Source organism: Streptomyces sp. C1-1 (genome assembly GCF_050214755.1).
Classification (GTDB): Bacteria; Actinomycetota; Actinomycetes; order Streptomycetales; family Streptomycetaceae; genus Streptomyces.
In genome coordinates this window covers 9,263,032-9,285,626 of record NZ_CP189826.1, presented here as the reverse complement: position 1 = coordinate 9,285,626, position 22,595 = coordinate 9,263,032, and the positions used below count along the sequence as shown (strand labels likewise).

Here is a 22,595-nt window from a genome sequence, read left to right as displayed (position 1 = left end):
CGGCTCCTGGTGGCTCGTTCAGGACGACTTGGGTACGTCGATCCGGTCGATGTCGGGCGCGTAGCCGTTGCCGCTGTCGAAGGTGATGGTGTTGGAGCCGGCCTTGAGGGTCAGCGGCACGCTGACCGTTCCGGTCGTTCCCCAGTCGCCGGTCGAGGGGAACTTGTGGTTCGTCGCGCCGCCGCCGTCCACGGATACGGCCGCCGAGCGGGCGTCACCGCTGACGTAGGCGATCTTCACCTGGTAGGTGCCCGCCTTGGGGACGACGATGTCGTTGAAGGTGAGCTTGCCGCCGAGGTAGAGGTTGCCGACCTTCTTGGCGCCGGAGCAGGCGGAGCAGTCGGCGACGGAGGCGTTGCCGCCGAGAGTGTTGCCGCTCGCCTCGGCCTCGTAGCCGGTGTACGCGAGCGTCGCGCCGTGCGGGGTGACGGTGAACAGGCGGGAGCCGTGGGCGGGCAGGGCTTCGGTGATCCTGTCCTTGAAGCTGCCGAGGTTCTCGTGGTTCCACAGGTCGCGCACGGCCGCCTTGCCGGTGAAGCCGAGGGAGGCCCAGGGGGCGGAGACGGCGGCGGGGCTGTCGGCGAGGTTGAACAGGGCGACGGTGTAGCTGCCGTCGGGGTTCTTCGCGGCCCACACCTGCTGCGGGTCGGAGGGGGTGATCGGGCGTGCGGGCGGGGTGGCGCCCTGGTTGAGCGCGATCACTTCCTTGTTGGTGAGCAGGGAGAGGCCATAGGAGTCGAGCCGTGTGAGGTCGTCGCCGGTGTAGAGGGGCGACTTGGCGATGGCCCAGAGGGTGGCGTAGCTCTGGCGCTCGGCCTTGGTCAGGCCGTCCATCGCGCCGTTGCCGACGTCGAGGGAGTCGAGGTCGTTCCAGCCACCGGGGCTTGCGTGGCGGGTCCAGCCGGGAGCGTCGTCCCAGCGGTCGTCGACGGAGTTCTCCCAGCTGACGAGCGTGTTGCAGTAGCACTCGACGTCGGTGTCGATCCGCCAGCCGTTGGAGTACTTCTTCCAGTCGTCGGCGTGGCCGATGTCCAGCGACCAGGAGATCTCGAGGTGGATCGGGCGGCCGGTGGCTGCTATGGCCTTGTGCCAGGCGGCCACGTCGGCAACGTTGTCGTACTGGTCGCCGCTCTTTCCGGAGCCGGGGCCCACACCGTCGAGCTTGAGGAAGTCGTAGCCCCAGCCGGCGATCGACTGGGCCTGGGAGTCTATGTACTTCTGGGTGCAGGGGCGGGAGAAGTCGAGCTTGTAGGAGCTGTCCCAGCCGTTGGTGGTGCGCAGGTCGCCGTAGACGATGTCGGCGGTGGTGCAGCCGTCGGCGTTCCAGATCGGGGTCTTGCCGTCGCCGAACGCCTCCTTCTCCAGGCCGGCGGGGAGGTAGATGCCGGCCTTGAGGCCCTTGGCGTGGATGCGGTCGGCGACGGCCTTCATGCCGCTGGGGAAGCGCTTGGGGTCGGCCTTCTGGCGGCCGTACTGGTCGTACTCGGGCTTCCAGTTGTTGTCGCGCCACCAGCCGGCGTCGATGTTGACGTACTCGTAGCCGTACTTCTTGAGCTTGGCGGCCAGGGCGTCGGTCTGCTTGGTGACGTTGGCCTCGGTGAGGTAGCTGTAGTCGCCGTCCGGGTTGAGGCCGGGGTACTTGGAGGACTGCATGCTCCAACTCGACCAGCCCATGTAGGGCTTGGCGGCGATCGGCGCCGGGTCGGCGGTCGCGGCGTGGGCCGCGGGGGCGACGGTGACGGCGCCCGCGGCGAGGGCGAGGACCACCGCGGTTCTCAGGGCGCGTGCGGGCAGGACGGAGTACGAGGATGACCGCATGGGTCGTACCTCCAGGGGGAGTCGGTTCAGCGGCTCGGATGCGGGTCGTCGGGGGTGATGAAGGACTGGATCGCGGTGGCGGCGGCCCCGCGGGCCCACTCCTCGAAGGGCAGCGGGCGGGTCTGTACGTCGCACTGGGCGGCGGAGCCGAATGCGGCCGCCGTGAGGGTGTCGCGGATCTGCTCGGCGAACAGGTCGTAGGCGGCCAGGCCCTCGCCGGAGATGATCACGCGTTCGGGGCCGAGGAGGTTGGCGACGGTGGCGATGCCGCGGCCGATGGCCTCGCCGGCCCTGGCGTACACCTCCCGAACGCCGGGGACGCCCCGGTGGGCGAGGGTCACGGCCTCGGTCGCGTCGCGGACCTCGACGCCCGTGGCCTCGCGGACCTGGCGGACGATCGCCGCCTCCCCCGCGATCGCCTCCACGCAGCCGCGGTTGCCGCAGTGGCAGGGCGGGCCCGCCGGATCGACGGTGACATGGCCGATCTCGCCGGCCACACCATGGGCTCCGGCGACGACCCGGCCGTGCACGACGAGGCCGCAGCCGATCCCGGCGCCGACGGTGACCACGGCGAAGTCGGACAGGCCCACGCCGGCGCCGAACCACTGCTCGGCGACGGTGAGGGCGCGCACGTCGTTGTCGACGGTGACCGGCAACCCGACGGTCATGGCGACGAGTTCGGCGAGGGGCACGTCGTGCCAGTTCAGGAAGGGCGAGTAGCGCACGACGCCTTCGGCGCGGTCGACGTCCCCGGAGACGGCGACACCGAGGCCATGGACGCCGACGCCCAACTCGGCGGCTTGGGAAAGGAGTTCGCCCACGAGGTCCGCGATCGCCGTGAGGACCGGCTTGGGGGCGCGGTCGGCGAGCGGCACGCGGCGGGCGCCGCGGGTGCGGCAGCACAGGTCGGTGAGGACACCGATGATCTCGTCGCCGGTCACCTTGACCCCGAGGAACAGCGCCCGTCCGCCGTCGACCCGCACGGGGTTGGCGGGCCTGCCGAGTGCCGGGCGCACCTCGTCGGCGGCGTCCTCCACCAGGTACCCGGCCTCGATGAGCGGCTTGACCGCCTTGGTGACGGCGGCCGGCGACAGCGCCGTGCGCCGGGCCACCTCCAGCCTGGTGAGGGGCCCCTGGGACAGGACCGTGGTGAAGATCTGCGAGGCGGCCGGCGTGTTCGCCGGGAACGTCTCGACGCGAGGGGTCGGGCGCATGGCCGGAACCTATTCCCCTTCTTTTCCGTCGTCAATAAAAGAAGCAGGATTGGTCTGTGAGTGGACTGTCAGTGCCGGACGGCACAATCGCCGCATGACGACGATCGATTGGGCCGCGCTGACCCACGCCTACGGCAGCGCCGAGGACATCCCGGGGCTCTTCGCGCGCCTGGGCGGGTCCGAGGACGACAAGATCTGGTCACAGCTGTGGTCCGCGCTGTGCCACCAGGGGTCGGTGTACGAGGCGAGCTGGGCGGCGATGCCCGTCCTCGCCGACATCGCGCGGGGCCGCGCGCCCGGCGAGCCGATACAGGCCGTACTCATGGCCGGGCTGATCGCGACCGACCCGGACACCGGGGAGCACGAGCGGTACGCGCGCGAGATCGCCGAACTCCTGGAGGTGGCCCGCGGTCTGCTGGGCGTCCCGGGTCCGGGACCGGGCGACTTCGTCTATCTGCAGATGGCGCTGCTCTCCCTGGAGGACGCCGGCACCTGGGCGGAGGCCCTGGAGGGGGTGGCCCACGAGGAGTACGAGCTGGAGTGCCCCGAGTGCGAGGAGGGCCTCTACGTGGCCTTCGGCTCCTACGGGACGTTCACGTCGGCCGGTGACTACGTGATCTCCGGCGCCCCGGAGGCCAAGGGCCGGGGACACCTGACGCCCGCGCTCCCGGAGCGGCTCACGGGCATCGGCGCGCGCCTGTACGGCGAGGCCGTGGCGGCGGGCCACGCCGAGGTGGCCCGCGCGCTGACGTACGTGTTCGGCAGGGCCCACTGCCCCTCCTGCGGCGCCGAGTTCGGCGTGTCCGACGAGGTGGAGAGGCAGTGGGTGTGACGGAGGCGGTGCGCCGTCAGTGCCGGTCGGCCGGGGTGTTGGCCTCGGTGACGTTGACGGCGGCCCAGGACTGGTCCACCGTCGTGTACTCGACGCTGTTCGCCCCGTACAGGTCCTTGGCGGCCTGCAGCGTCGCGACGCGCGCGTCGTGGAAGTCGGTCGTGGAGACCATGTAGCGGGTCAGGGCGCGGTAGTAGATCGCCGTGGCCTTGGTGCGGCCGATGCCCTTGACCGTGGAGCCGTCGAAGGTCGGCGAGTCGTACTTGACGCCGCCGATCGTCTTCTGGCCGCTGCCCTCGGCGAGCAGGTAGTACGCGTGCGAGGAGACGCCGGAGCCGGCGTGCACCTCGGCGTCGTACACCTCGGGCGCCCAGTAGTCGACGGTGCCCTCGAGCCTGTCCAGGGACGGGTGGTCGAGGCGGCGCAGGAACTTCTGGGCCAGGCCCATCTTCTCGCCGATGAGGTAGTCCGGCTTGTCCGTCGCGTTGTTCGTGGCGAACTCGACGTTGGAGGCGAAGATGTCGGCGAGGGACTCGTTCAGCGAGCCGGGCTCGCCGAACTGGTTGCCCTGGGAGTCCATCCGCGTCGGCTCGAGCTTGGCGGTGGCGTCCACCACGCCGTGGGTCAGCTCGTGGCCGGTGACGTCCAGGGCGACCAGCGGCTTCTTGAACATGTCGCCGTCGCCGTCGCCGTAGAGCATGCAACCGCAGTCGGAGTCCCAGAAGGCGTTGGCGATCTGCTTGCCCCAGTGCACCATCGCCTTGGCGGGCTTGCTGTTGTTGGCGATGCCCTTGCGACCGAAGGTCTTCTTGTAGAAGTCCAGGGTCTTGGTGATGCCGTACTGGGCGTCGGCCGCGGCGCTGTTGCGGCTCGTGGTGGCGCCGTTGCCGAAGACGTCGTTCTTGGTGGTGATCTTCGTGCCGCGGCCGAAGCTCTCCGTGTAGCTGCCCTTGGCGTCCCGGGTCTCGCTGCCGTAGCGAGTGGGGTCCTTCAGCAGGAAGGTGGTGCGGGCCGTCTGAGTGGTCTTCAGCGGAACCTTGCCGACGAAGAGGGACTTGCCCGTGCCGTTGGCCGTCACCGGGTAGCGGGTGGCGGCGGCCGCCGATCCCGCGAGGAGCCCGGCGCTCTGCGCGCCGGCACCGGTGACGGGCGCCGAGGTCTCGCCGCGCTCGCGCAGGGTGTCGAGCAGCTTCGGCGAGAGGAACTCGTCGTTGTCCGGCGTGTTGCTGCGCACCTTGCCGCTCATGGCGTCGATGACGACCGTGCGGGAGCCGGTGCCCTCCGTGGTGGTGCTGTCGGTCACCGAGACCCGGTAGGCCAGGGCGGAGGCTCCGTCGCGGGCGTCGACGACGAGTTCGGCCGGGCCGGCGTCGCCCTTGGCGACCGACGCCGCCTTCTGCTCCGCCTGCGCGGCGGAGAGCTTCGCGTCGGCGGTCGGGGCGGCCTTGACGGTGTGGTCGGCGGCCCGCGTCACACCGGCGTACGAGAGCTGCCGGGTGAGGTGGACGACGAGGTCCCCGCCGAGGACCGCCAGGCCCTGGTGCGTCCGGGTGAACCGGACGTGCCGCGCCCCCTCGGGATCGATCATGACGTCCTGGGCCTGCAGGGCGTCCCCCTGGGAGACGCCTGTCGCCGTGGCGTGGGCGAAGGCGGCCGACCTGGCGGCCGACACGACGCCGGCGGCCGAGGTGTCGGCGGCGGTCGCGTGGGTCCCCGTGTCCGGGCCCGCGAAAGCGGTGCCCGCAAGGCCGGTGGCGGCCGTCGTCACGGCGACGGCGACCGCCACGCTGCGTATGTGCGGTCTGCGCACTGGTGAGGGTTTCCTTCCTCGCAGAGCGGTCGGGATCACCAACCGCCCTGAGGCACGGCGCTGTTGGGCGCCATGGGGCTGGTCGGGCCCTGGAACGGAACCCTTTCGGATGAGTCATGCACATGTAAAGCCCAAATGATCGCTTTCCATGCGATACAGGGCAATACTTTGCAAATCCACACCGCTCGGTGACCGGAGGGTCACCAACTGTGTTCCATCTGTGGAGATGTGACGAGACGGAAGCAGGTTGCCTCCAGTGAATGTGACTCATCTCGCAACAAGGGGAACGGCCCTGGGCGTGGCCGCGCTCTGCCTCCTCGCCGGGACCGCGCAGGCCGCCCCGGCCGGCCGGCTCCCCAAGCCCGATCTCACGGGTGTCGACAGCGTGTTGCGCACCGCGCTGCGCCAGGGCGCGCCCGGGGCGATCGCCAGACTCGACGACGACGGCACGGTCCGCACGACGGCCGTCGGCGTCGCGGACCGAAGCACCGGACGGGCCATCTCGAACGCCGACCGGTTCCGCATCGGCAGCGTCACCAAGGTCTTCTCCGCGGTCGTGCTCATGCAGCTGGCCGACGAGGGGAAGCTGAGCCTGGACGCCTCCGTCGACCGTTATCTGCCCGGGCTCCTGCCCGACAGCCGGATCACGGTGCGTCAGGTGCTGGGCCACCGCAGCGGCCTGTACGACTACACGAACGACATGTTCGCCAAGTCGGTCTCCGGCTTCGAGTCGGTCCGCTCCAAGGTCTTCACCTACCGCGAGCTGGTGGACCGCTCGCTGCGGCACGCCCGCACCAACGCCCCCGGCGCCGCGTACGCGTACTCCAACACCAACTTCGTCGTCGCCGGGATGCTCATCGAGAAGCTCACCGGCCACTCCGTGGGAACCGAGTACGCGAACCGCATCATCGGGCCGCTGCGGCTGCGGGACACGTTCTACGTGCACCCGGGCAAGGACATCCCCGGCCGGTACGCCCGCGGCTACCTCACCCCGGACTCGGCGGGCGCCCCGCTGGTCGACGCGACGCGGCAGACCGTGTCCTGGGCACAGAGCGCCGGCGCGCTGATCTCCAGCACACGGGACCTGGACACGTTCCTGTCGGCCCTGCTGGGCGGCCGGCTGATGTCGGCCACGCGACTCGGGCAGATGGAGCGCATGATCCCGGTGAACAGCACCCAGGCCTACGGACTCGGGCTGCGCCGCCGTGACCTGTCGTGCGGTGTCTCGGTGTACGGCCACACGGGCGCCGTCCAGGGCTACTACACCTACGCCTTCGCGACGAAGGACGGCCGCCGCAGCCTCACCGCGCTGGCCAACACCTCCAACAACGGCGCCGTCCTCAACACCATGCTGGGCACGCTGGAGTCGGCGTTCTGCGGCAAGCCGACGAAGGTCCGGCGCGGCTCCGCGGCCGTGGAGCGCCACGAGGACATGGCTCCCGAGGTCGCGCGGGACTGACCGGAACCGGCGGTGGACCGGTGCGTGCGCCGCCACCGCGAACCGTGCGCCACCCGCCGCCGGAGCAGGGGCGACGGGTGGCGCGGCGTTGACCGACACTGGTACCCATGACGCGCATGTCCCGTCGTACCGCGCTGCTGGGCGCGGTCGGCTGCCTGTGCGGGGCGGCGGGCTGCACCGACCGTTCGCCCCGGGCCGCCGCGCGCTCACCGGCCACCGCCCGGGCAGCGTCCGCCTCACCGTCGCCGCGTACGCCACAGGGTGCCGGCCTGCCGCGCACCACCCCGTGGCGTCCGACCTCGGCCGAGGTCACCCCCGCCGCGAAGCTTCGGGCCGTCCGGCTCGTCGAGGTGGTCGGCTCCTGGCGGCCGGGGGAGTCCGGCACCGCCGCGGCCAGGTCGCGGGTGGCCGCCCTCCGCCTCGACCCGGCCCTCGTCGGCCAGGCGGGCCCCCTGCTGCCGAAGGCGGACGCGGCCGCCGTGCAGGTGATCGACGCCCAGTACGGCGGCATCCTCAGCGACTCCGCGAGCGTCCTGGTGGTGTGCCGTCAATGGACCCGCAGCGCGGACCGGGTGAGCGCCGGCGGGACGACCGTGGACGTACGGCTGGTCCGGGCGGCCTCCGGCTGGACGGTCACCGCCGTGCACCCGGCCCACCCGGGAGCCGCCGAGTCGCCACCGCCGTCCCGGGTCCGCGAAATCCTGTCCGACCCGCGCATCGAACTGCCGGCGGCCGCCCGGGCGGACCTGCGCAGCGGACAGGTCCACGACAGCGTCCTCACCGCGATGCTGCGACTGGCGGGCACCTACCGGATGTCCGTCAGCGTCGTGCGCTCCGGCCATCCCCTCGATGTCTTCGGCACCCGCCGCCCCAGCGACCATCCGCGCGGGCGGGCGTTCGACGTGTGGCGGATCGACGGCCACCCGGTGGTGGACCCGAGCACTTCGCGCGCGCTGATCGAACGCTTCATGCGGGACGCGGCGGCCGCCGGCTCCTACAACGTCGGAGGCCCGCTCCGGCCGTCCGGCGGCGCCGCCGCGAACCAGTTCTTCAGCGACGCCACCCACCACGACCACGTGCACGTCGGCTTCCGAACCTGAAGCAAGCACTCCGGTCCGCGATCTTGGCGGAACGGATCCCTCCGGGACAGGATGCCCGCATGAAGGGTTCCCTCTTTTCCAGCGAGCACATGGTGCAGCCGGCCACCGCGCCCGGCATGACCGTCGAGAACGCCAAATGCATCAAGTACGCGGTCAGCGGCGAGATGCTCGCCCGCCAGGGCGCGATGATCGCCTATCGCGGCAACCTGCAGTTCGAACGCAAGGGTCAGGGCGTCGGCGGCATGCTCAAGCGCGCGATGACCGGTGAGGGGCTGCCCCTCATGGCGGTGCGCGGACAGGGCGAGGCCTGGTTCGCGCACGAGGCGCAGAACTGCTTCATCGTGGACGTCGACCCCGGTGACGAGTTCACGGTCAACGGCCGCAACGTCCTGTGCTTCGACGCCTCGTTGTCGTACCGGATCTCCACCGTGAAGGGCGCGGGCATAGCCGGTGGCGGACTGTTCAACAGCGTCTTCACCGGGCAGGGCAGACTCGGCCTGATCTGCGAGGGCAACCCGCTGGTCATCCCGGTCTCGGCGCAGTACCCGGTGTTCGTCGACACCGACGCGGTCGTGGGCTGGACGGCCGGTCTGCAGACCTCGCTGCACCGCTCGCAGTCCATCGGCTCGATGCTGCGCGGCGGCTCGGGCGAGGCGGTGCAGCTGATGCTGCAGGGCGAGGGGTATGTGGTCGTACGGCCCAGCGAGGCGACCCCGCAGAAGACGCAGCAGCACTGACGCCCCGTCGGGTGATCTACGCCTCACAGGCAACCTCCCCGACGCGCACGACGTCTTGACCGACATCAGGTGATGCCCTGGCCCCCGGGCCAGGGCACTTTCTTCGACGCTCTATACACGCCATGTATACGCAGAGTGTAGAGATGGCATGTAGACACGGCGTGTATAGCGACCGAAAGGGATGCATGTACGGCAAGGCATTCGCTCCGGAGTACCAGGGCGCGCTCACCACTTTGTCCGTCAACGCCTCACTGACCGACGTACTGGACGCCGGGACAAGGCAGTTGAGGGAGGCCGAGCGCGACGGTCGGCACGGGGAGGCGGCCCGCTCCGGCCTCGCGGTCGCCGAGGCCCAGCGCCGGCTGGGCCGGATCGGGGACGCGGACCGCGCCTGGAAGGCGAGCTACCGCGCCGCCCGGCAGGCCGGTGACACGGCGGCGATGGCCTGGGCGCTGTGGAGCGGCGGCACCCTGGCCCGGCAGCGGGGCGCGTTCCCGCTGGCCCGACGGCTGCTGGCACTGGCGGCCGAACTCGGCGAGCGCGGCGGCGACGTCGTCGTGCGGGGCTACTCGCTCGCGGGGCTCGCCGAGACCGGCCGCATCCAGGGCGACTACGAGGAGGTCGCGCGGCTGCACGAGCAGCTGCTGGCCGAGGCACGGCGGCGCGGCGAGGCACGGCACACGGTGTGGGCGCTGGAGGGCATCGCGCAGATCCACCGCAACCGGGGGGACTACGACACCGCCTACGCGCTGTTCGAGGAGGCGGCCGGGATCGCCGCGCAGGCCGACGACCGGCGGGGACACGCCTGGGCGCTGCGCGGCCTGGCCGACATCGTCTCGGTCCGGGACGGCGACGTCGAGCGGGCGCTCGGGCTGCTCTCGGAGGCGGAGCGCACCTGCCGCGCCATGAGCCTGTCCAGCGCCCTGGCCTACAACCACAAGATGCGCGGCAACGTCCTGTACCGCGCCGGGCGTCACGCCGAGGCCCGGGACCTGTACGAGCGGGCGCTGGCGGAGTTCCGGGCGATGAGCGAACCCCGCGGACAGGCACTGGCGCGGCTCGGGCTGACCAAGTCGCTGGCCCGGCTGGGCCGCGACCGCTCGGAGACCGCTGCCGAACTCGCTTCGCTGGCGGACGAGTTGGACCGCATAGGTCTCAGGCACGCCCGGGAGATGGTGGCGCGGGCGCAGAAGGAGCTCCTGGATCCCGAATCACGGCGGACCGCGCCGCGGTCCACGCCGGAGCGCGTCCGGGCGGAGGCGGCACGGTGACGGCGGCCTCCTCGGCGCTGTCCGCGCCGCTCTCCCCTGCGCTGTCCGCGCCGCTCGACACGGGCCGGATCCTCGAACGCTGCCGGGAGCTGGTGGGGCCCGCGCTGGCGGACGCGGTCGGGCGGCTGCATCCATGGGTGGGTGAGATGGCCGCGTACTCCTTCGGCTGGTGCGAGGTGGGCGGCGCGGCGGCCGTCGCGCCGGGCGGCAAGGGGGTGCGGCAGGCACTGGCCGTGCTCGGCGCCGAGGCGTCGGGCGCGCCCGGGCGGGCCGGTGTGCCGGCGGCGGTGGCGGTGGAACTCGTGCACGCCTTCTCGCTGCTGCACGACGACATCATGGACGGCGATCAGGCCCGGCGCGGCCGCCCCGCCGTCTGGCGGGCCTACGGCACAGGACCGGCCGTCCTCGCGGGCGACGGGCTGTTCGCCCTGGCCGTCGGGACGCTCGCCGCGGCGCCCTCGGGCGGGCGGGCCGTGCGGATGCTCTCCGTGGCCCTGGGCGACCTGGTGCACGGGCAGGCGGACGACCTGCTGTTCGCCGGGCGGCCGTGGACGGGTCCCGAGCGGGTGCGGCCGGAGGAGTACCGGTCGATGGCCGAGGGGAAGACGGGTTCCCTGCTGGGCTGCTCGCTCGCGCTGGGCGCGCTGCTCGGCGGTGCGGCGCCGCCCACGGTCGCCGCGCTCGACCGGGCGGGGCGACGGCTCGGGGTCGCCTTCCAGATCGTCGACGACATGCTGGGCATCTGGGGCGACACCGCCGTCACCGGCAAGCCCGTCCACGCCGACCTGCGGGAACGGCGCAAGACGTTCCCCGTGCTGGCCGCGCTCGCCTCGACCGGCCCCGAGGCCCGCCGTCTCGCCGCGCTGCTCGAAACGGGCGACGAGCCCGAGGAGGCCGCCGCGCTGATCGAGGCGGCCGGCGGGAGATCGGCGGCCCTGGCCGAGGCCCACCGCCTCATCGCCGCCGCCGAGACCGCCCTCACCGGGGCGCCACTGGAGGACGGGGCCCGGGAGGAACTGCGGTCGCTGGTGGGATTCCTGGTCCGCCGCGAGCGATGAGTCGGACCGGGGTCCGGGGTGTTCCCTCTGCGCGCCGGGGACGGGGCGTTCCCTCGACGCGCCGGGGGCCGGGGTGTTCCCTCTACGCGCCGGGGACGGGGCCGCTCCCTCGACGCGCCGGGCCGCCGTGGGGCCGCCCGGCCGCCGGACCGGCGTGGGCCCGGGTTGACCAGGGGCGTCCCCCGCGTCAGGGTGCAGACGGTGCGGATCGTCGCCCCGCGCCGGAAGGATGAGCACCTTGATCGGGATCTCGGAGATCGAAGCCACGGCCGAGCGCATCGCCGGGCATGTCGTGCGCACCCCGACCCTGCCCAGCCCCGGCCTGTCCACGCTGCTCGGCGCCCCGGTCACCGTCAAGCTCGAACTGCTGCAGCGCACCGGGTCCTTCAAGGCACGCGGAGCGACGGCCAAGCTGCTGTCGCTGAGCGAGAAGGAACGCGCGGCCGGCGTGGTGGCGGTCAGCGGCGGCAACCACGGGATCGCCCTCGCGGTCATGGCCGCCGCCCTCGATGTGAAGGCGACGGTCGTCATGCCGCGCTCGGCGCCCGCGCGCGCCGTCGAGATCGCCCGGGAGTCCGGCGCGTCGCTGCGGCTGACCGACGACATGGCCGGGGCGTTCGCGCTCATGACCCGGTTGCAGGAGGAGGGGCTGACACTGGTCCACCCCTTCGACGACCCGGTCGTGATCGCCGGCCAGGGCACGGTGGGGCTGGAGTTCGCGGCCGACGCCGGCGAGCTCACCGACGTCCTGGTCAGCATCGGGGGCGGCGGGCTGATCTCCGGCGTGGCGGCCGCGCTGCGCGAGCGCCGGCCGGATGTGCGGATCTGGGGCGTGGAGACCGAGGGCGCCGAGGCGATGTCGCGGGCGCTGGCGGCGGGCGGCCCGGTGCCGGTCGCCCTGTCGTCCCTGGTCTCCACGCTCAGCGCGCCGGCGGTGTCGGAGCTGACGTACGAGCACGTGTCCGCGCTGGTCGACGAGGTGCTCGTGGTGCCGGACCGGGAGGCGGTGCGGGGCACGCTGGATCTCGCCGACCACGCCAAGGTGTGGGCCGAGCCCGCCGCCGGCTGTCTGCTGCCGGCGACCCGCCGGGTGCTCGAGCGAGTCGGCGAGGGGGCCCGGATCGGGCTCGTGGTGTGCGGGGGCAACGCCACGACCGGTGATGTCATGGGCTGGGCGGAGCGCTTCGGTCTGCGCTGAGCTCTCCGCGCCGCACCATCGGAATACCACCTCTTGAATTACGTTCAGGAAAAGGGGACTTCCGCTAATCGGCCAACTCGGCGTGAACAAAACGCTTCAACGACGGGCGAGTTGCAGATTCTTTGAACACATACCGTCGTGCTCCCCGTACCTCTGAGTGAAAGGTGAGAACCAGGGGTTCGGCGAGGGATGTCCATGGTCAAGGCGCACGTCTTCACACACGAGTTGGTGGCCGGAAGGTACCGTCTCGTCGATGTCGTCCATCGCGAGACGAACCGCGTCTGCTGGTACGGCAAGGGCGTGGAGGGCGCCCAGCGGCCCTATCTGCTCACCGAGATCACCCTTCCGGCCGACCCGGAAGGGGAGGCGGCGCCCCGGGCGAGCGCGACCGTCATCCGGATGTCGGAGACCATGGGGCTGCTGTGCCCGGGCAGGGTCGCCACGGTCGTCGACGCCGTCGAGGAGAACGGCACCCTGTGGACCGTCACCGAGTGGATCGACGGCACCCCGCTGGGCGAACTCCTGGCCCAGCAGGGCACGTTCAACTACGTGCGGGCCGCACGCATCGGCCTGGAGCTGCTGGACGTGCTGGAGGCGGCGCACGGCGAGGGCATCACCCACGGCGAGCTCAGTCCGGGACAGGTGTTCGTCCCGGACCGCGGCCCCGCCGTGGTCACCGGCTTCGGGCTCGCGGGCGCCACCCTGGCCCCCAGGCTCACCGCACCGTCGTACGCCTCCCCCGAACAGGCCCGTGACGAGCGGATCGGGCCGGCGGCCGATCTGTGGGCCCTCGGCGCCATCCTCTACACGATGGTCGAGGGACGGCCGCCCTTCCGGGACCGGGACCGGCCCGAGGCCACGCTGAGGGGCGTGGACCGGCTGCCGCTGCGCACACCGGTGCACGCCGGCCCGCTCACCCAGACCGTGCTCGGGCTGCTGCGCAAGGACTCGCGGGAACGGCTGACCCGCCATACGGTCCGTGAGGCCCTCGACCGCGTGCTGACCGAGGACCCCGACACCCTCGCGCAGGCCGCCGTGCCCCGGCCGCGGCTGCGCGGCGTCTACACCGCCGCCGCCCACGCAGTACCGGGGTGGAACCGGACCACGCTGGCCGCCGGGACCGCCCTGGCCGTCGTCACCATCGCCGTCGCCGCCCTCGCCGTCACCCACGAGCTGCCCGGGACCGACACGTCCTCGACCGACGCCGGCTCCCGGCCTACCGCCTCCGCTCCCCCGCCCCCGCCCTCGGCCTCCGACCGCACCGACGGCAAAAGCAGCACCCCTTCCGTCTCGCCCACACCCACCCCGTCCCCGGGTCGCACCTCCTCGGCATCGCCCTCCGCTCCCCCGTCGTCCGCCGCCCCGCGGCAGGTCTTCCACCGGTACACCGCGCCGGAGGGCTTCTCCGTCGACCTCCCCAGCGGCTGGAAGCGGACCGAAACCAAGCGCGTCGGCGACCTGTCGTACCGCGTGACCTTCGGCGCGAAGGGCGATCCGCGCTCGCTCGCGGTCACGTACAGCACGGTGCTGGGCCCCGACCCCGTCGCCGTGTGGCGCGACGACGTCGAGCCCGAACTGCAGAAGCAGGGCGGCTACCAGCGGATCGGCGCCATCGAGGCGACCACCTACCAGGGCCACAAGGCCGCCGACATGGAGTGGTATTCCGAGGTCGACGGCGTGCGGACGCGGACCTTCGGACGCGGTTTCCTCCTCGGCGGCGGCCGCGGCTTCTCCCTGCGCTGGACGACTCCGGCCGACGACTTCGACGACACCGTCAACCAGCAGGCTCTGAAGACCTTCCTGGCGACCTTCCGGGTGCCGTCATCCTGAGGCACGGGGCGCGCGCATCCGGCGCAGCGGTGTGCTGCGCAGCGGTGTCGTGTGCCAGCGGGCCGCGAACGTCCTCTCGGGCAGGGAGCAGGTCACGGTCAGCCGGTGGGGTGTCTCCAGGAACACCAGATCCACGGCGAGCGTGTCCGCGTCGGCCCAGCCGCCGCTGACCGCGACGGGCAGCGGCTCCTCGGCGACGGTCCAGCCGCTCGCGCCGAGCCGCAGTGCCAGTGGCTCACCGTCCTCGGTGAGCGTCAGGCTCCAGCCGTCCGCGGCCGGCGTCACGGCGACCGCCGTCAGCTTCGGCAGACCGGCGCAGGCGCCGCCCCGCGGGGTGAACTCGGCCCCCGTCCACCGCGCCGCGCGCTCGGGCGGGGCGGGCTTGCCCGCGGCCGGCGCCAGCGCGAGCCGGGAGAGCCGCTCCCGCAGGCCCGCGTCCGCCTCTTCGGCGCCGGTCAGCGGTCCGGACCGGAAGGCGGGCAGCAGGTGCTCCCAGACCAGGTCGAGCAGCTGAGGCATCTGCTCGGTGGCGGCGGTGGTCGCGATCACGGCGTCCTGCTCGGGCAGTACCAGGCAGTACTGGCCGTAGGCCCCGTCGCCGCGGTAGCCGTGCCGGGACATCCAGAACTGGTAGCCGTAGCCCCGCTGCCAGTCCGAAACGACGGGCGCGCCGCCGGAGTTGTCGATGTGCGGGCGCGTGGCCTCGGCCACCCAGCCCTCGGGCAGCAGGCGCCTGCCCTCCCAGACCCCGTCGCCGAGGTACAGCTGGCCGAGCCGGGCGACGGCGTCGGTGCAGGCGTGCAGCCCGCTGAAGCCGATCTCGCGGCCGGCCCGGTCGGACTGCCAGGCCGCCTCCCCGATGCCGAGCGGATCCAGCAGGCGCGGGCGGAGGTAGTCGGTGAGCGACTGTCCCGTGACCCGCTGCACGATCGCGGCCAGTGTGTACGTGGTGGGCTGGTTGTACGCGAAGACGGTCCCGGGCTCACGCTCGGGCGGTACCAGCAGGAAGCCGCGCACCAACTCGTCGCGGTCGGCGGCGAGCGCCCGCTCCAGGGTCTCGGCCTCGTGCCCGCTGGACATGGAGGCCACGTGTCGCACCAGCATCGCTCGGCTGCGCGGGTCGGTGATGTCGGCCTCGAACTCGGGGAAGTACGAGATCACCGGATCGTCGAACCGCAGCAGCCCCTCGGCGGCGGCGAGGCCGGCGGCCGTCGCCGTGAAGCTCTTGCTCAGCGAGTACAGCAGGTGGGGGCGGTCCGCGGTGTACGGCGCCCACCAGCCGGAGGCCACGAGCCGGCCGTGCCTGACGATCATCAGGCTGTGCGGCTCGATGTCGGGGGCTGCTTCGAGGGCGTCGAGGAAGGCGTGGACGCCGACGGCGTCGACACCCTGGGCGGCGGGATCGGCGGAGGGCAGCGGGGGAACGGTCATGACCGCATCCTCGCCAATGATCGCTGGATTATCGAGACCCGTTTTCCGTCGCCCACGCAGGGGACTCGGCCCCCATGGTGCGAATCGGATACACGATGATGACCGAGCAGGCAGGTCCGCGTGAGCTGGTGGACCATGTGGTGCGCGCCGAGGAGGCCGGCTACGACTTCTCGGTGACCTCGGACCACTACTTCCCGTGGCTGCGCTCGCAAGGACACTCCCCGTACGCGTGGAGCGTGCTGGGCGCCGCCGCCCAGGCGACCTCGCGCATCCCGCTGATGACGTACGTGACGTGTCCGACCGTCCGCTACCACCCGGCGGTCGTCGCCCAGAAGGCCGCCACGATGCAGCTGCTGTCCGAGGGCCGGTTCCGGCTCGGGCTCGGCGCCGGGGAGAACCTCAACGAGCATGTCGTGGGCGGGGGTTGGCCGGCGGCCGACGTACGCCACGAGATGCTGGAGGAGGCGGTGGAGGTCATCCGGGCGCTGTTCGAGGGCGGCCACGTGAACCACCGCGGCAAGCACTTCGACGTGGAGTCGGCACGGCTGTGGGACCTGCCGGACGAGCCGCCGCCCATCGGCATCGCCGTGTCCGGCGAGCAGTCCTGTGCCCTCGCGGGCCGGCTCGCCGACCTGGTCATCGCCACCGAGCCCAAGGAAGGGCTGCTGACGGCGTTCGACCGGCATGGCGGCGAGGGCAAGCCGCGGGTGGGCCAGCTGCCCGTCTGCTACGACCCCGACCGGGACGCGGCCGTCAAGCGGGCGCACGCGCAGTTCCGCTGGTTCGGCAACGGCTGGAAGGTCAACTCCGAGCTGCCGCACCCGGACGCGTTCGAGTCGGCCACCCGGTTCGTCACCCCCGACGATGTCGCGGCGTCGATTCCGTGCGGCGACGACCCGGAGGACTTCGTCGAGGCCGTACGGCCGTACGCCGAGGCGGGGTTCGGCGAGATCGCGCTCGTGCAGATCGGCGGCGAGTCGCAACCGGCCTACCTGGACTGGGCGGAGAAGACGCTGCTGCCCGCGCTGCGCGACGCGTTCGGCTGACGGTCAGCACGCCGACGCCCGGCCCTGCGAAACCATGGCCAAGCGGTGCATATAGGCTGCCGGTCTGCACTTCGCAGCCCGACAAGCTTTGCACAGGAGAGTCATCGGTGACACTGGCGATCGACCCGTCCGAGGCGTCTGAGACCTCTGCACCCGAGCCGGCCCCCGCGCCCCTGTCCGACCTCGTGGCGCGCGACGCCCGCGAGTTCGGGGTGTACGCGCGCACCGGCGGATGGGCCTTCGGCCTGATGGTGGCGCGCAGCGTACGGCCCGGCGGTCAGGGCGCGGACGAGACGCCGAAGGTGTCCGCGAAGGAGTTCGCGGAGCTGGCCGGGTGCTCCCCGGAGCGTGTCATGCGCTACTACAAGGCGTGGGACCGGGCCGCCGACGACGGCCTCGTCCCGCACTTCGAGGCGCTCGCGCCGGGCCAGGAGGTGGAGCTGCCGGACGCCGACGTGTGGCTGGGCTACTACGTCTCCCGCAGCAGCGCCGGCTCCGAGCGCGGCACGGCCATCGCCGAGGCCGCCGAGGCCGAGGGCATCCGGCCCACCAAGGCGCTGGAGGTCGCCGAGAACCCCACCGCGCTGCGCGCCGCGATCCTCGCCGACCCCTCCACCGCCCGCGCGGCCCGCCAGGCGCTGCTGGACCGCGTGCGCGAGGACCCCGACCTGCAGGCCGAACTGGCACGGGACGTGGTGCGCACCGACGACCTGAAGAAGGCCGTCGCCACCGAGAGCCGGGCCGCCGACCGGATCGGGTACGTCCGCCAGATCGCCGAGTCGGGGCAGGTGAAGACCCCCGCCGGACAGACCATCGACGCTCCGGTCGACGTACGCCAGGAGGCCGAGCGGCACCTGTCGCTCATCGACGAGCTGGACGAGGACGAGGACACCGGCGAGTGGGCCACCGAGGCCTACGACAGCATGAAGTCCCTGGTCGCCGAGGCCGTGGAGGCCGATCCCGAACTGCGTGTCACGGAGCGGCGGACGAGGTTCTACAGCAGCCTGCAGAAGGCGACGAAGGCGTTCGAGGAGCTCACCTTCGACGATGTGCAGGAGTTCGTCGAGGACGACATGGTGCAGCAGTTGGAGGAGCTCCAGCAGGCCATCGCCTCGTGCCTGGACGCGCTGCGCGGCGCGAAGGACTGAGGCGCACATACCCGGGCGGGGCTGAGTAGCGGTACTCATGCCCCCGGTCGGCCGCCGCGGTCAGCATGGGGGCTCCCAGTCAGGAGGAGCCCCCATGTCGATCGCTCTGCGTCCAGCCGTCCCGCGACGGCACCTGCCCGCCGTGGCCGTCGCCGTGACGGTCGCCGGTCTCGCGGTGTCGGCCTGGAATCCGCACGATCGCACGACCTGGTTCCTGGAGACGGTGTGGGTGCTGGTCGGCCTGCCCGTCGCGGTGCTCACTGGGCGCCGGTTCCCGCTCACGAACCTGCTGTGCTGTCTGCTGGCCGCGCACGCGCTCGTGCTGGCCGTGGGCGGCCACTACACCTACGCGCAGGTCCCCGTGGGCGACTGGGTGCGCGACACCTTCGGCCTGTCCCGCAACCCCTACGACCGCTTCGGCCACCTCATGCAGGGCTTCGTGCCGGCGGTGCTGGTGCGCGAGCTGCTCAGCCGCACCTCGCCGCTGCGCGGCAGCCGCTGGCTGGCTCCCCTGACGGTCTGCGCCTGTCTGGCCTTCAGTGCCGTCTTCGAGATGCTGGAGTGGCTGGCCGCGGTGGTCGGCGGGCACTCGGCGGACGCCTTCCTCGCCACGCAGGGGGACGTCTGGGACACCCAGTGGGACATGTTCTGCGCGCTGATCGGCGCGACGGTCTCGGTGCTGGTGCTCTCCCGGGTGCACGACCGGCAGCTCGACGCGCTGGGCGTCAGCGCGTCGTATGGCGGCGCAGCGTCCACATCGGCACCACGAACCAGCACAGGCCGTACCACGCGACGACCACGCTGACGATCCAGGGAACGATCGCGTTGTGCGTCGCCACCCGCAGGACCAGCAGCAGCGAGGACGTCATGGTCGCGAGCAGCAGCACCAGGCCGGCCAGGGTCATCCGGGAGGCCCACTCCACGGCCTCCGCCTTGACCCGCCGCCCGGACACCAGTCGGTGCAGCGAGACCGGCCCGATGAGCGCACCCGTCGTGGCGGCGCCCAGGATCACCGTGATGATGTAGATGGTCTTGTCCGTCTGTTCCAGCGAGGCGTACTTCTGCTGGAACACCACGGTGAGCAGGAATCCGAACAGGATCTGCACGCCGGTCTGGGCGACCCTGACCTCCTGGATCAGCTCACCCCACTTGCGGTCGGCCCTCTCCTCCTCGGTCTCGTGCCGACCCCACTCGTTCATGTCCGCACTGCTTTTCGAGACCGTCAATGTTCCTCCTGCTCCTCGGCCCGCGCCTCTCCACGTCCGGGTTCCCCGACCGCGCGGTTTTGACCGGGCCTTTGCGGAAAACGGCGGCTGTTTGGACGATCTCGGGACGGTTACACGGTGCTGACGGCCCACGACGACCATCCGAGGAGTCCGACGATCATGTCCGGCACCGAACTCACGCTCACTCTCAGCGGCGCCACCGCCGCAGACGCGCGCGCCGTCGTGCACGTCCTGGAACCGGCCTTCGGCAGCCCGAAGGAGGAACTTCCCGCCGACGACCGCGTGACGGTGTACACGGCGAGGTTCGCGCACGATCCGGGAGCCGAGCCGGCCGGGAGCGCCCCGGCCGGCGGCAACGGGCATCTGTCCGGGGCGGTCACGGTGACCGTCCAGGGCGCCCCGGACGCGGTGGCCAGGGCGCGCGAGGTGCTGGCCCGCTCGTTCACCGCGCAGGACCAGGGCGCGGTCTCCGGCGACCAGGAGCAGGAGAGCCAGCTGCTCCTGGAGCCGTGAGCGGGCGGACCGCAACCGCTACCAGCGGCCCTCGACCTGGTCCTTGATCCGGCGGTCGTAGAGGTCGCGGATCGCGGCGAGGGTCTCGTCGGAGAGTTCCGGCAGCTTGGCGGCGGCCGCGTTGGCGCGGGCCTGCTCGGGCGAGCGGGCGCCGGGGATCACGGTGGTGACGCCGGGCTGCTGGACGATCCAGCGCAGGGCGAGCTGCGCCGGGGTGTACCCCTCGGGGGCGAGGGCGGCGAACTCGGCGGCCGCCTCGACGCCCGTCGTGTAGTCCACGCCGGAGAAGGTCTCGCCGACGTCGAAGGACTCGCCGTGCCGGTTGTAGGCGCGGTGGTCGTTCTCCGGGAAGACGGTGTCCTTGGTGTACTTCCCGGACAGCAGGCCGGAGGCGAGCGGGACGCGGGCGATGATGCCGACGCCGGCCTCCCGGGCGGCCGGCAGGACCTCGCGCAGGGGCTTCATGCGGAACGGGTTGAGGATGATCTGCACGCTCGCCACACCCGGCCGCGCGATCGCGGTCAGCGCCTCCTGGCAGGTCTCGACGCTGACGCCGTAGTGGGCGATGCGCTCCTCCTCGACGAGGGTGTCCAGGGCGTCGAACACCTCGTCCGTGGAGTAGACGGCCGTGGGCGGGCAGTGGAGCTGGACCAGGTCGATGCGGTCGACACCGAGGTTGCGCCGCGAACGGTCGTTCCAGGCGCGGAAGTTGTCGAGGACGTAGTTCTCCGGGATCTGGTCGGCCCGGCGGCCCATCTTGGTGGCGACCAGTACGTGCAGGTCCGGTCGGCCCGCCAGGAACGCGGCGATGGTCTGCTCGCTGCGTCCGTCGCCGTACACGTCGGCGGTGTCGAAGAAGGTCACACCCGACTCGGCGGCCGCCTCCAGGACCGCCAGGGCTTCCTTGTCGTCGACGTCTCCCCAGTCGGCGCCCAGCTGCCATGTGCCGAGACCGATGACGGAGGCGTGCTGACCCGACCTGTCGAAAGTGCGCTCGTCCATGACGTCAGTCTGTCATTCACCGCACCCCAGCGCGGAACGAGCCGCTCCGGTGGACTCCTTGCCCATCATTCACTCACACGAGTGATGCTTCCGGTCAGCGGGTGGACTCGTGTCACCACGGGCCTAGCGTGGCCCCGTGACTGATCGTTCAGTGAGCAACTTCCCGTCAGGGGACGGGGACGACGCCCCGTGGAGCCGCCGCGGTTTCCTGCTGTCCGCCGCCGCCCTGGCCGCCCTCCCCGTCCTGGTCGCCGCCGATCCGGCGGTGGCGGCGCAGGAGCTGCCGGACTTCCCCGAAGGCGTCGCGCTGTACCGCTCGGCCTACCGCAACTGGGTGGGCGAGATCACCTCCGACGGCCTGTGGGCCTGCGCTCCCGAGAACCCCGGCCAGGTCGTCGACGTCGTCAACTGGGCCTGGCGGAACGGCTGGACGGTGCGCGCCCGCGGCGCCTCGCACGGCTGGTCACCCCTGACCATCACCGCGCACACCTCCTCGGACGCCCGCGTCCTCCTCGTCGACACCGCCCCGCACCTCACCGGCCTGAGCCTCGACTCGGCGTCCGCCGTCCGCGCGGAAACCGGCGTCACGATGGACGCCCTGCTCGGCCATCTGGAGGAGCACGGCCTCGGGGTCACCGCCGCTCCCGCCCCGGGCGACCTCACCCTGGGCGGCGCGCTGGCCGTCGACGCCCACGGCACCGCCGTACCGGCGAAGGGCGAACAGCGGTCGCCGGGGCACACCTACGGCTCGCTGAGCAATCTGGTGCTGTCGCTGACGGCGGTCGTGTGGGACGAGGGCTCCGGGGCGTACGCGCTGCGGACCTACCGCCGCGACGAGGCGGACTGCGCCGCGCTGCTCACCCATCTCGGCCGTTCGCTGGTGACCGAGGTCGTGCTGCGGGTGGGCGCGAACGCCAACCTGCGGTGCGTGAGCCGTACGGACATCCCGGCGGCCGAGCTGTTCGCCGCGCCGGGGTCCGACGGGCGCACCCTCGCGGGCTTCCTCGACCGGGCGGGGCGCGTGGAGGCGATCTGGTTCGCCTTCACCGAGGTCCCGTGGCTGAAGGTGTGGAGCGTGGCGCCGACCCGGCCGCTCACCTCACGGCATGTGACGTCGCCGTACAACTACCCCTTCTCCGACAACGTGCCGACCGTGGTGGCGGACCTGGTGGGGCGGATGACCTCGGATGCCGCCTGGTACCTGGCCCCGGTGCTGGGCAACGCGCAGTACGACGCGGCCGCTGCCGGGCTGGTGGCGACGCTGTCCGCCGACATCTGGGGACCGTCGAAGAACACGCTGCTCTACATCAGGCCGACCACCCTCCGGGTCACCGCGAACGGGTACGCGGTGCTCACCGCACGGGCCCAGGCGCAGCGTGTGGTCAGCGAGTTCACGTCGTTCTACCGCGAGCGGCTGGCCGCGTACGCCGCCCTGGGCCGCTACCCGGTCAACGGCTCCGTGGAGATCCGGGTGACGGGTCTGGACGATCCCGCCGACACCGAACTCGACGGCGCCCGCGCCCCGTTGCTGTCGGCGCTGCGGCGCGACGAGACGCGTCCCGAGTGGGACACGGCGGTGTGGCTGGACGTGCTGACACTGCCCGGCACCCCGTACGCGGAGGAGTTCCTGCGGGAGCTGGAGCGGTTCCTGCTCCATGAGTACGACGGCGAGGACGCGCTGACCCGGGTCGAGTGGTCCAAGGGCTGGGCGTACACCGACGACGCGGTGTGGAGCGACGAGGAGGTGCTGGGCACGGTGATCCCCGGCTCCTTCGGCGAGACCGCCTGGGGGCAGGCGGCCGGGATCCTGGACCGGCTCGACCCGCACCGGGTCTTCGGCAACGGCTTCCTCGACCGCCTGTTCGGATAACCGGTTGCCCACGCCGGGCGCGACTGGAAGGG

The 22,595-nt window shown here is 72.1% G+C and carries 19 protein-coding genes; 13 read left to right on the top strand and 6 right to left on the bottom strand.

The genetic code is table 11. The features are described from left to right. Positions 1-18 precede the first annotated feature (18 nt). Entirely contained in the window at positions 19-1,818 is a 1,800-nt protein-coding gene (locus ACQF4J_RS42245; protein ID WP_351579676.1) for an alpha-galactosidase D, read from the bottom strand. Between the two features lie 26 nt (positions 1,819-1,844). After that, the gene (locus ACQF4J_RS42240; protein ID WP_351805550.1) at positions 1,845-3,032 is read right to left on the bottom strand and encodes an ROK family transcriptional regulator; all 1,188 of its coding nucleotides are present in this window, start codon (positions 3,030-3,032) and stop codon (positions 1,845-1,847) included. A gap of 94 nt (positions 3,033-3,126) precedes the next feature. On the opposite strand from ACQF4J_RS42240, the gene ACQF4J_RS42235 reads away from it, so the two are divergent. Then, positions 3,127-3,864, top strand: coding sequence for a hypothetical protein (locus tag ACQF4J_RS42235; RefSeq protein WP_427168173.1), 738 nt, complete (start codon positions 3,127-3,129; stop codon positions 3,862-3,864). A gap of 16 nt (positions 3,865-3,880) precedes the next feature. On the opposite strand, the gene ACQF4J_RS42230 is transcribed toward ACQF4J_RS42235, so the two are convergent. Continuing rightward, positions 3,881-5,674, bottom strand: coding sequence for a M4 family metallopeptidase (locus ACQF4J_RS42230; protein ID WP_351579685.1), 1,794 nt, complete (start codon positions 5,672-5,674; stop codon positions 3,881-3,883). Positions 5,675-5,972: 298 nt separating this feature from the next. On the opposite strand from ACQF4J_RS42230, the gene ACQF4J_RS42225 reads away from it, so the two are divergent. From ACQF4J_RS42225 to ACQF4J_RS42195, 7 genes are all read left to right on the top strand, one after another. Next, the gene (locus ACQF4J_RS42225) at positions 5,973-7,133 is read left to right on the top strand and encodes a serine hydrolase domain-containing protein (RefSeq protein ID WP_351579688.1); all 1,161 of its coding nucleotides are present in this window, start codon (positions 5,973-5,975) and stop codon (positions 7,131-7,133) included. A 107-nt stretch (positions 7,134-7,240) separates the two neighbouring features. Next, complete coding sequence (locus ACQF4J_RS42220) at positions 7,241-8,233, top strand: hypothetical protein (RefSeq protein ID WP_427168172.1); 993 nt, start codon at positions 7,241-7,243, stop codon at positions 8,231-8,233. A gap of 59 nt (positions 8,234-8,292) precedes the next feature. Continuing rightward, on the top strand, positions 8,293-8,970 hold the full coding sequence (locus tag ACQF4J_RS42215; RefSeq protein WP_351579694.1) for an AIM24 family protein: 678 nt from the start codon (positions 8,293-8,295) through the stop codon (positions 8,968-8,970). Between the two features lie 185 nt (positions 8,971-9,155). Next, positions 9,156-10,241 (top strand): tetratricopeptide repeat protein, encoded by a 1,086-nt coding sequence (locus ACQF4J_RS42210; RefSeq protein ID WP_427168170.1) that lies wholly within the window; start codon positions 9,156-9,158, stop codon positions 10,239-10,241. After that, complete coding sequence (locus ACQF4J_RS42205) at positions 10,238-11,299, top strand: polyprenyl synthetase family protein (protein WP_427168169.1); 1,062 nt, start codon at positions 10,238-10,240, stop codon at positions 11,297-11,299. The genes ACQF4J_RS42210 and ACQF4J_RS42205 overlap by 4 nt, the downstream gene beginning before the upstream one ends. Before the next feature lie 238 nt (positions 11,300-11,537). After that, complete coding sequence (locus ACQF4J_RS42200; protein ID WP_351579705.1) at positions 11,538-12,497, top strand: threonine/serine dehydratase; 960 nt, start codon at positions 11,538-11,540, stop codon at positions 12,495-12,497. Positions 12,498-12,686: 189 nt separating this feature from the next. Beyond that, positions 12,687-14,327, top strand: a complete 1,641-nt coding sequence (locus tag ACQF4J_RS42195; RefSeq protein WP_427168167.1) for a protein kinase domain-containing protein — start codon at positions 12,687-12,689, stop codon at positions 14,325-14,327. Here ACQF4J_RS42195 and ACQF4J_RS42190 read toward each other — a convergent pair. Then, complete coding sequence (locus ACQF4J_RS42190; protein WP_427168165.1) at positions 14,319-15,758, bottom strand: serine hydrolase domain-containing protein; 1,440 nt, start codon at positions 15,756-15,758, stop codon at positions 14,319-14,321. The two genes, ACQF4J_RS42195 and ACQF4J_RS42190, sit on opposite strands and share 9 nt — an antisense overlap. Before the next feature lie 74 nt (positions 15,759-15,832). On the opposite strand from ACQF4J_RS42190, the gene ACQF4J_RS42185 reads away from it, so the two are divergent. From ACQF4J_RS42185 to ACQF4J_RS42175, 3 genes are all read left to right on the top strand, one after another. Continuing rightward, positions 15,833-16,804: an LLM class F420-dependent oxidoreductase gene (locus tag ACQF4J_RS42185; protein WP_351805538.1), complete on the top strand. Its 972-nt coding sequence runs from the start codon at positions 15,833-15,835 to the stop codon at positions 16,802-16,804. Positions 16,805-16,911: 107 nt separating this feature from the next. Next, positions 16,912-17,952 carry a hypothetical protein gene (locus ACQF4J_RS42180; protein ID WP_351579717.1) on the top strand — a complete coding sequence of 347 codons (1,041 nt, stop codon included), beginning with the start codon at positions 16,912-16,914 and terminating at the stop codon, positions 17,950-17,952. 94 nt (positions 17,953-18,046) lie between these two features. Beyond that, positions 18,047-18,757 carry a DUF2238 domain-containing protein gene (locus ACQF4J_RS42175; RefSeq protein ID WP_351579720.1) on the top strand — a complete coding sequence of 237 codons (711 nt, stop codon included), beginning with the start codon at positions 18,047-18,049 and terminating at the stop codon, positions 18,755-18,757. Here the strand turns inward: ACQF4J_RS42175 and ACQF4J_RS42170 are convergent. Next, positions 18,678-19,151, bottom strand: coding sequence for a DUF6328 family protein (locus ACQF4J_RS42170; protein ID WP_351579722.1), 474 nt, complete (start codon positions 19,149-19,151; stop codon positions 18,678-18,680). The two genes, ACQF4J_RS42175 and ACQF4J_RS42170, sit on opposite strands and share 80 nt — an antisense overlap. 186 nt (positions 19,152-19,337) lie before the next feature. Between ACQF4J_RS42170 and ACQF4J_RS42165 the strand changes: the two genes are divergently transcribed. Further along, positions 19,338-19,691 (top strand): hypothetical protein, encoded by a 354-nt coding sequence (locus ACQF4J_RS42165; protein WP_351579725.1) that lies wholly within the window; start codon positions 19,338-19,340, stop codon positions 19,689-19,691. 18 nt (positions 19,692-19,709) lie between these two features. Here the strand turns inward: ACQF4J_RS42165 and ACQF4J_RS42160 are convergent, their stop codons facing one another. Beyond that, positions 19,710-20,693 (bottom strand): aldo/keto reductase, encoded by a 984-nt coding sequence (locus tag ACQF4J_RS42160; protein ID WP_427168163.1) that lies wholly within the window; start codon positions 20,691-20,693, stop codon positions 19,710-19,712. Between the two features lie 136 nt (positions 20,694-20,829). Between ACQF4J_RS42160 and ACQF4J_RS42155 the strand changes: the two genes are divergently transcribed. Then, positions 20,830-22,563: a cholesterol oxidase substrate-binding domain-containing protein gene (locus ACQF4J_RS42155; RefSeq protein WP_351579731.1), complete on the top strand. Its 1,734-nt coding sequence runs from the start codon at positions 20,830-20,832 to the stop codon at positions 22,561-22,563. Positions 22,564-22,595 lie beyond the last annotated feature (32 nt).

What these genes read in the sequence shown, in the direction of transcription:
- ACQF4J_RS42185 (WP_351805538.1), top strand. Translation starts at nt 15,833, where the DNA reads ATGGTGCGAATCGGATACACGATGATGACCGAGCAGGCAGGTCCGCGT.
- ACQF4J_RS42175 (WP_351579720.1), top strand. Translation starts at nt 18,047, where the DNA reads ATGTCGATCGCTCTGCGTCCAGCCGTCCCGCGACGGCACCTGCCCGCC.
- ACQF4J_RS42190 (WP_427168165.1), bottom strand. Translation starts at nt 15,758, where the DNA reads ATGACCGTTCCCCCGCTGCCCTCCGCCGATCCCGCCGCCCAGGGTGTC.
- ACQF4J_RS42195 (WP_427168167.1), top strand. Translation starts at nt 12,687, where the DNA reads ATGTCCATGGTCAAGGCGCACGTCTTCACACACGAGTTGGTGGCCGGA.
- ACQF4J_RS42235 (WP_427168173.1), top strand. Translation starts at nt 3,127, where the DNA reads ATGACGACGATCGATTGGGCCGCGCTGACCCACGCCTACGGCAGCGCC.
- ACQF4J_RS42220 (WP_427168172.1), top strand. Translation starts at nt 7,241, where the DNA reads ATGACGCGCATGTCCCGTCGTACCGCGCTGCTGGGCGCGGTCGGCTGC.
- ACQF4J_RS42165 (WP_351579725.1), top strand. Translation starts at nt 19,338, where the DNA reads ATGTCCGGCACCGAACTCACGCTCACTCTCAGCGGCGCCACCGCCGCA.
- ACQF4J_RS42245 (WP_351579676.1), bottom strand. Translation starts at nt 1,818, where the DNA reads ATGCGGTCATCCTCGTACTCCGTCCTGCCCGCACGCGCCCTGAGAACC.
- ACQF4J_RS42240 (WP_351805550.1), bottom strand. Translation starts at nt 3,032, where the DNA reads ATGCGCCCGACCCCTCGCGTCGAGACGTTCCCGGCGAACACGCCGGCC.
- ACQF4J_RS42215 (WP_351579694.1), top strand. Translation starts at nt 8,293, where the DNA reads ATGAAGGGTTCCCTCTTTTCCAGCGAGCACATGGTGCAGCCGGCCACC.
- ACQF4J_RS42160 (WP_427168163.1), bottom strand. Translation starts at nt 20,693, where the DNA reads ATGGACGAGCGCACTTTCGACAGGTCGGGTCAGCACGCCTCCGTCATC.
- ACQF4J_RS42210 (WP_427168170.1), top strand. Translation starts at nt 9,156, where the DNA reads ATGTACGGCAAGGCATTCGCTCCGGAGTACCAGGGCGCGCTCACCACT.
- ACQF4J_RS42170 (WP_351579722.1), bottom strand. Translation starts at nt 19,151, where the DNA reads ATGAACGAGTGGGGTCGGCACGAGACCGAGGAGGAGAGGGCCGACCGC.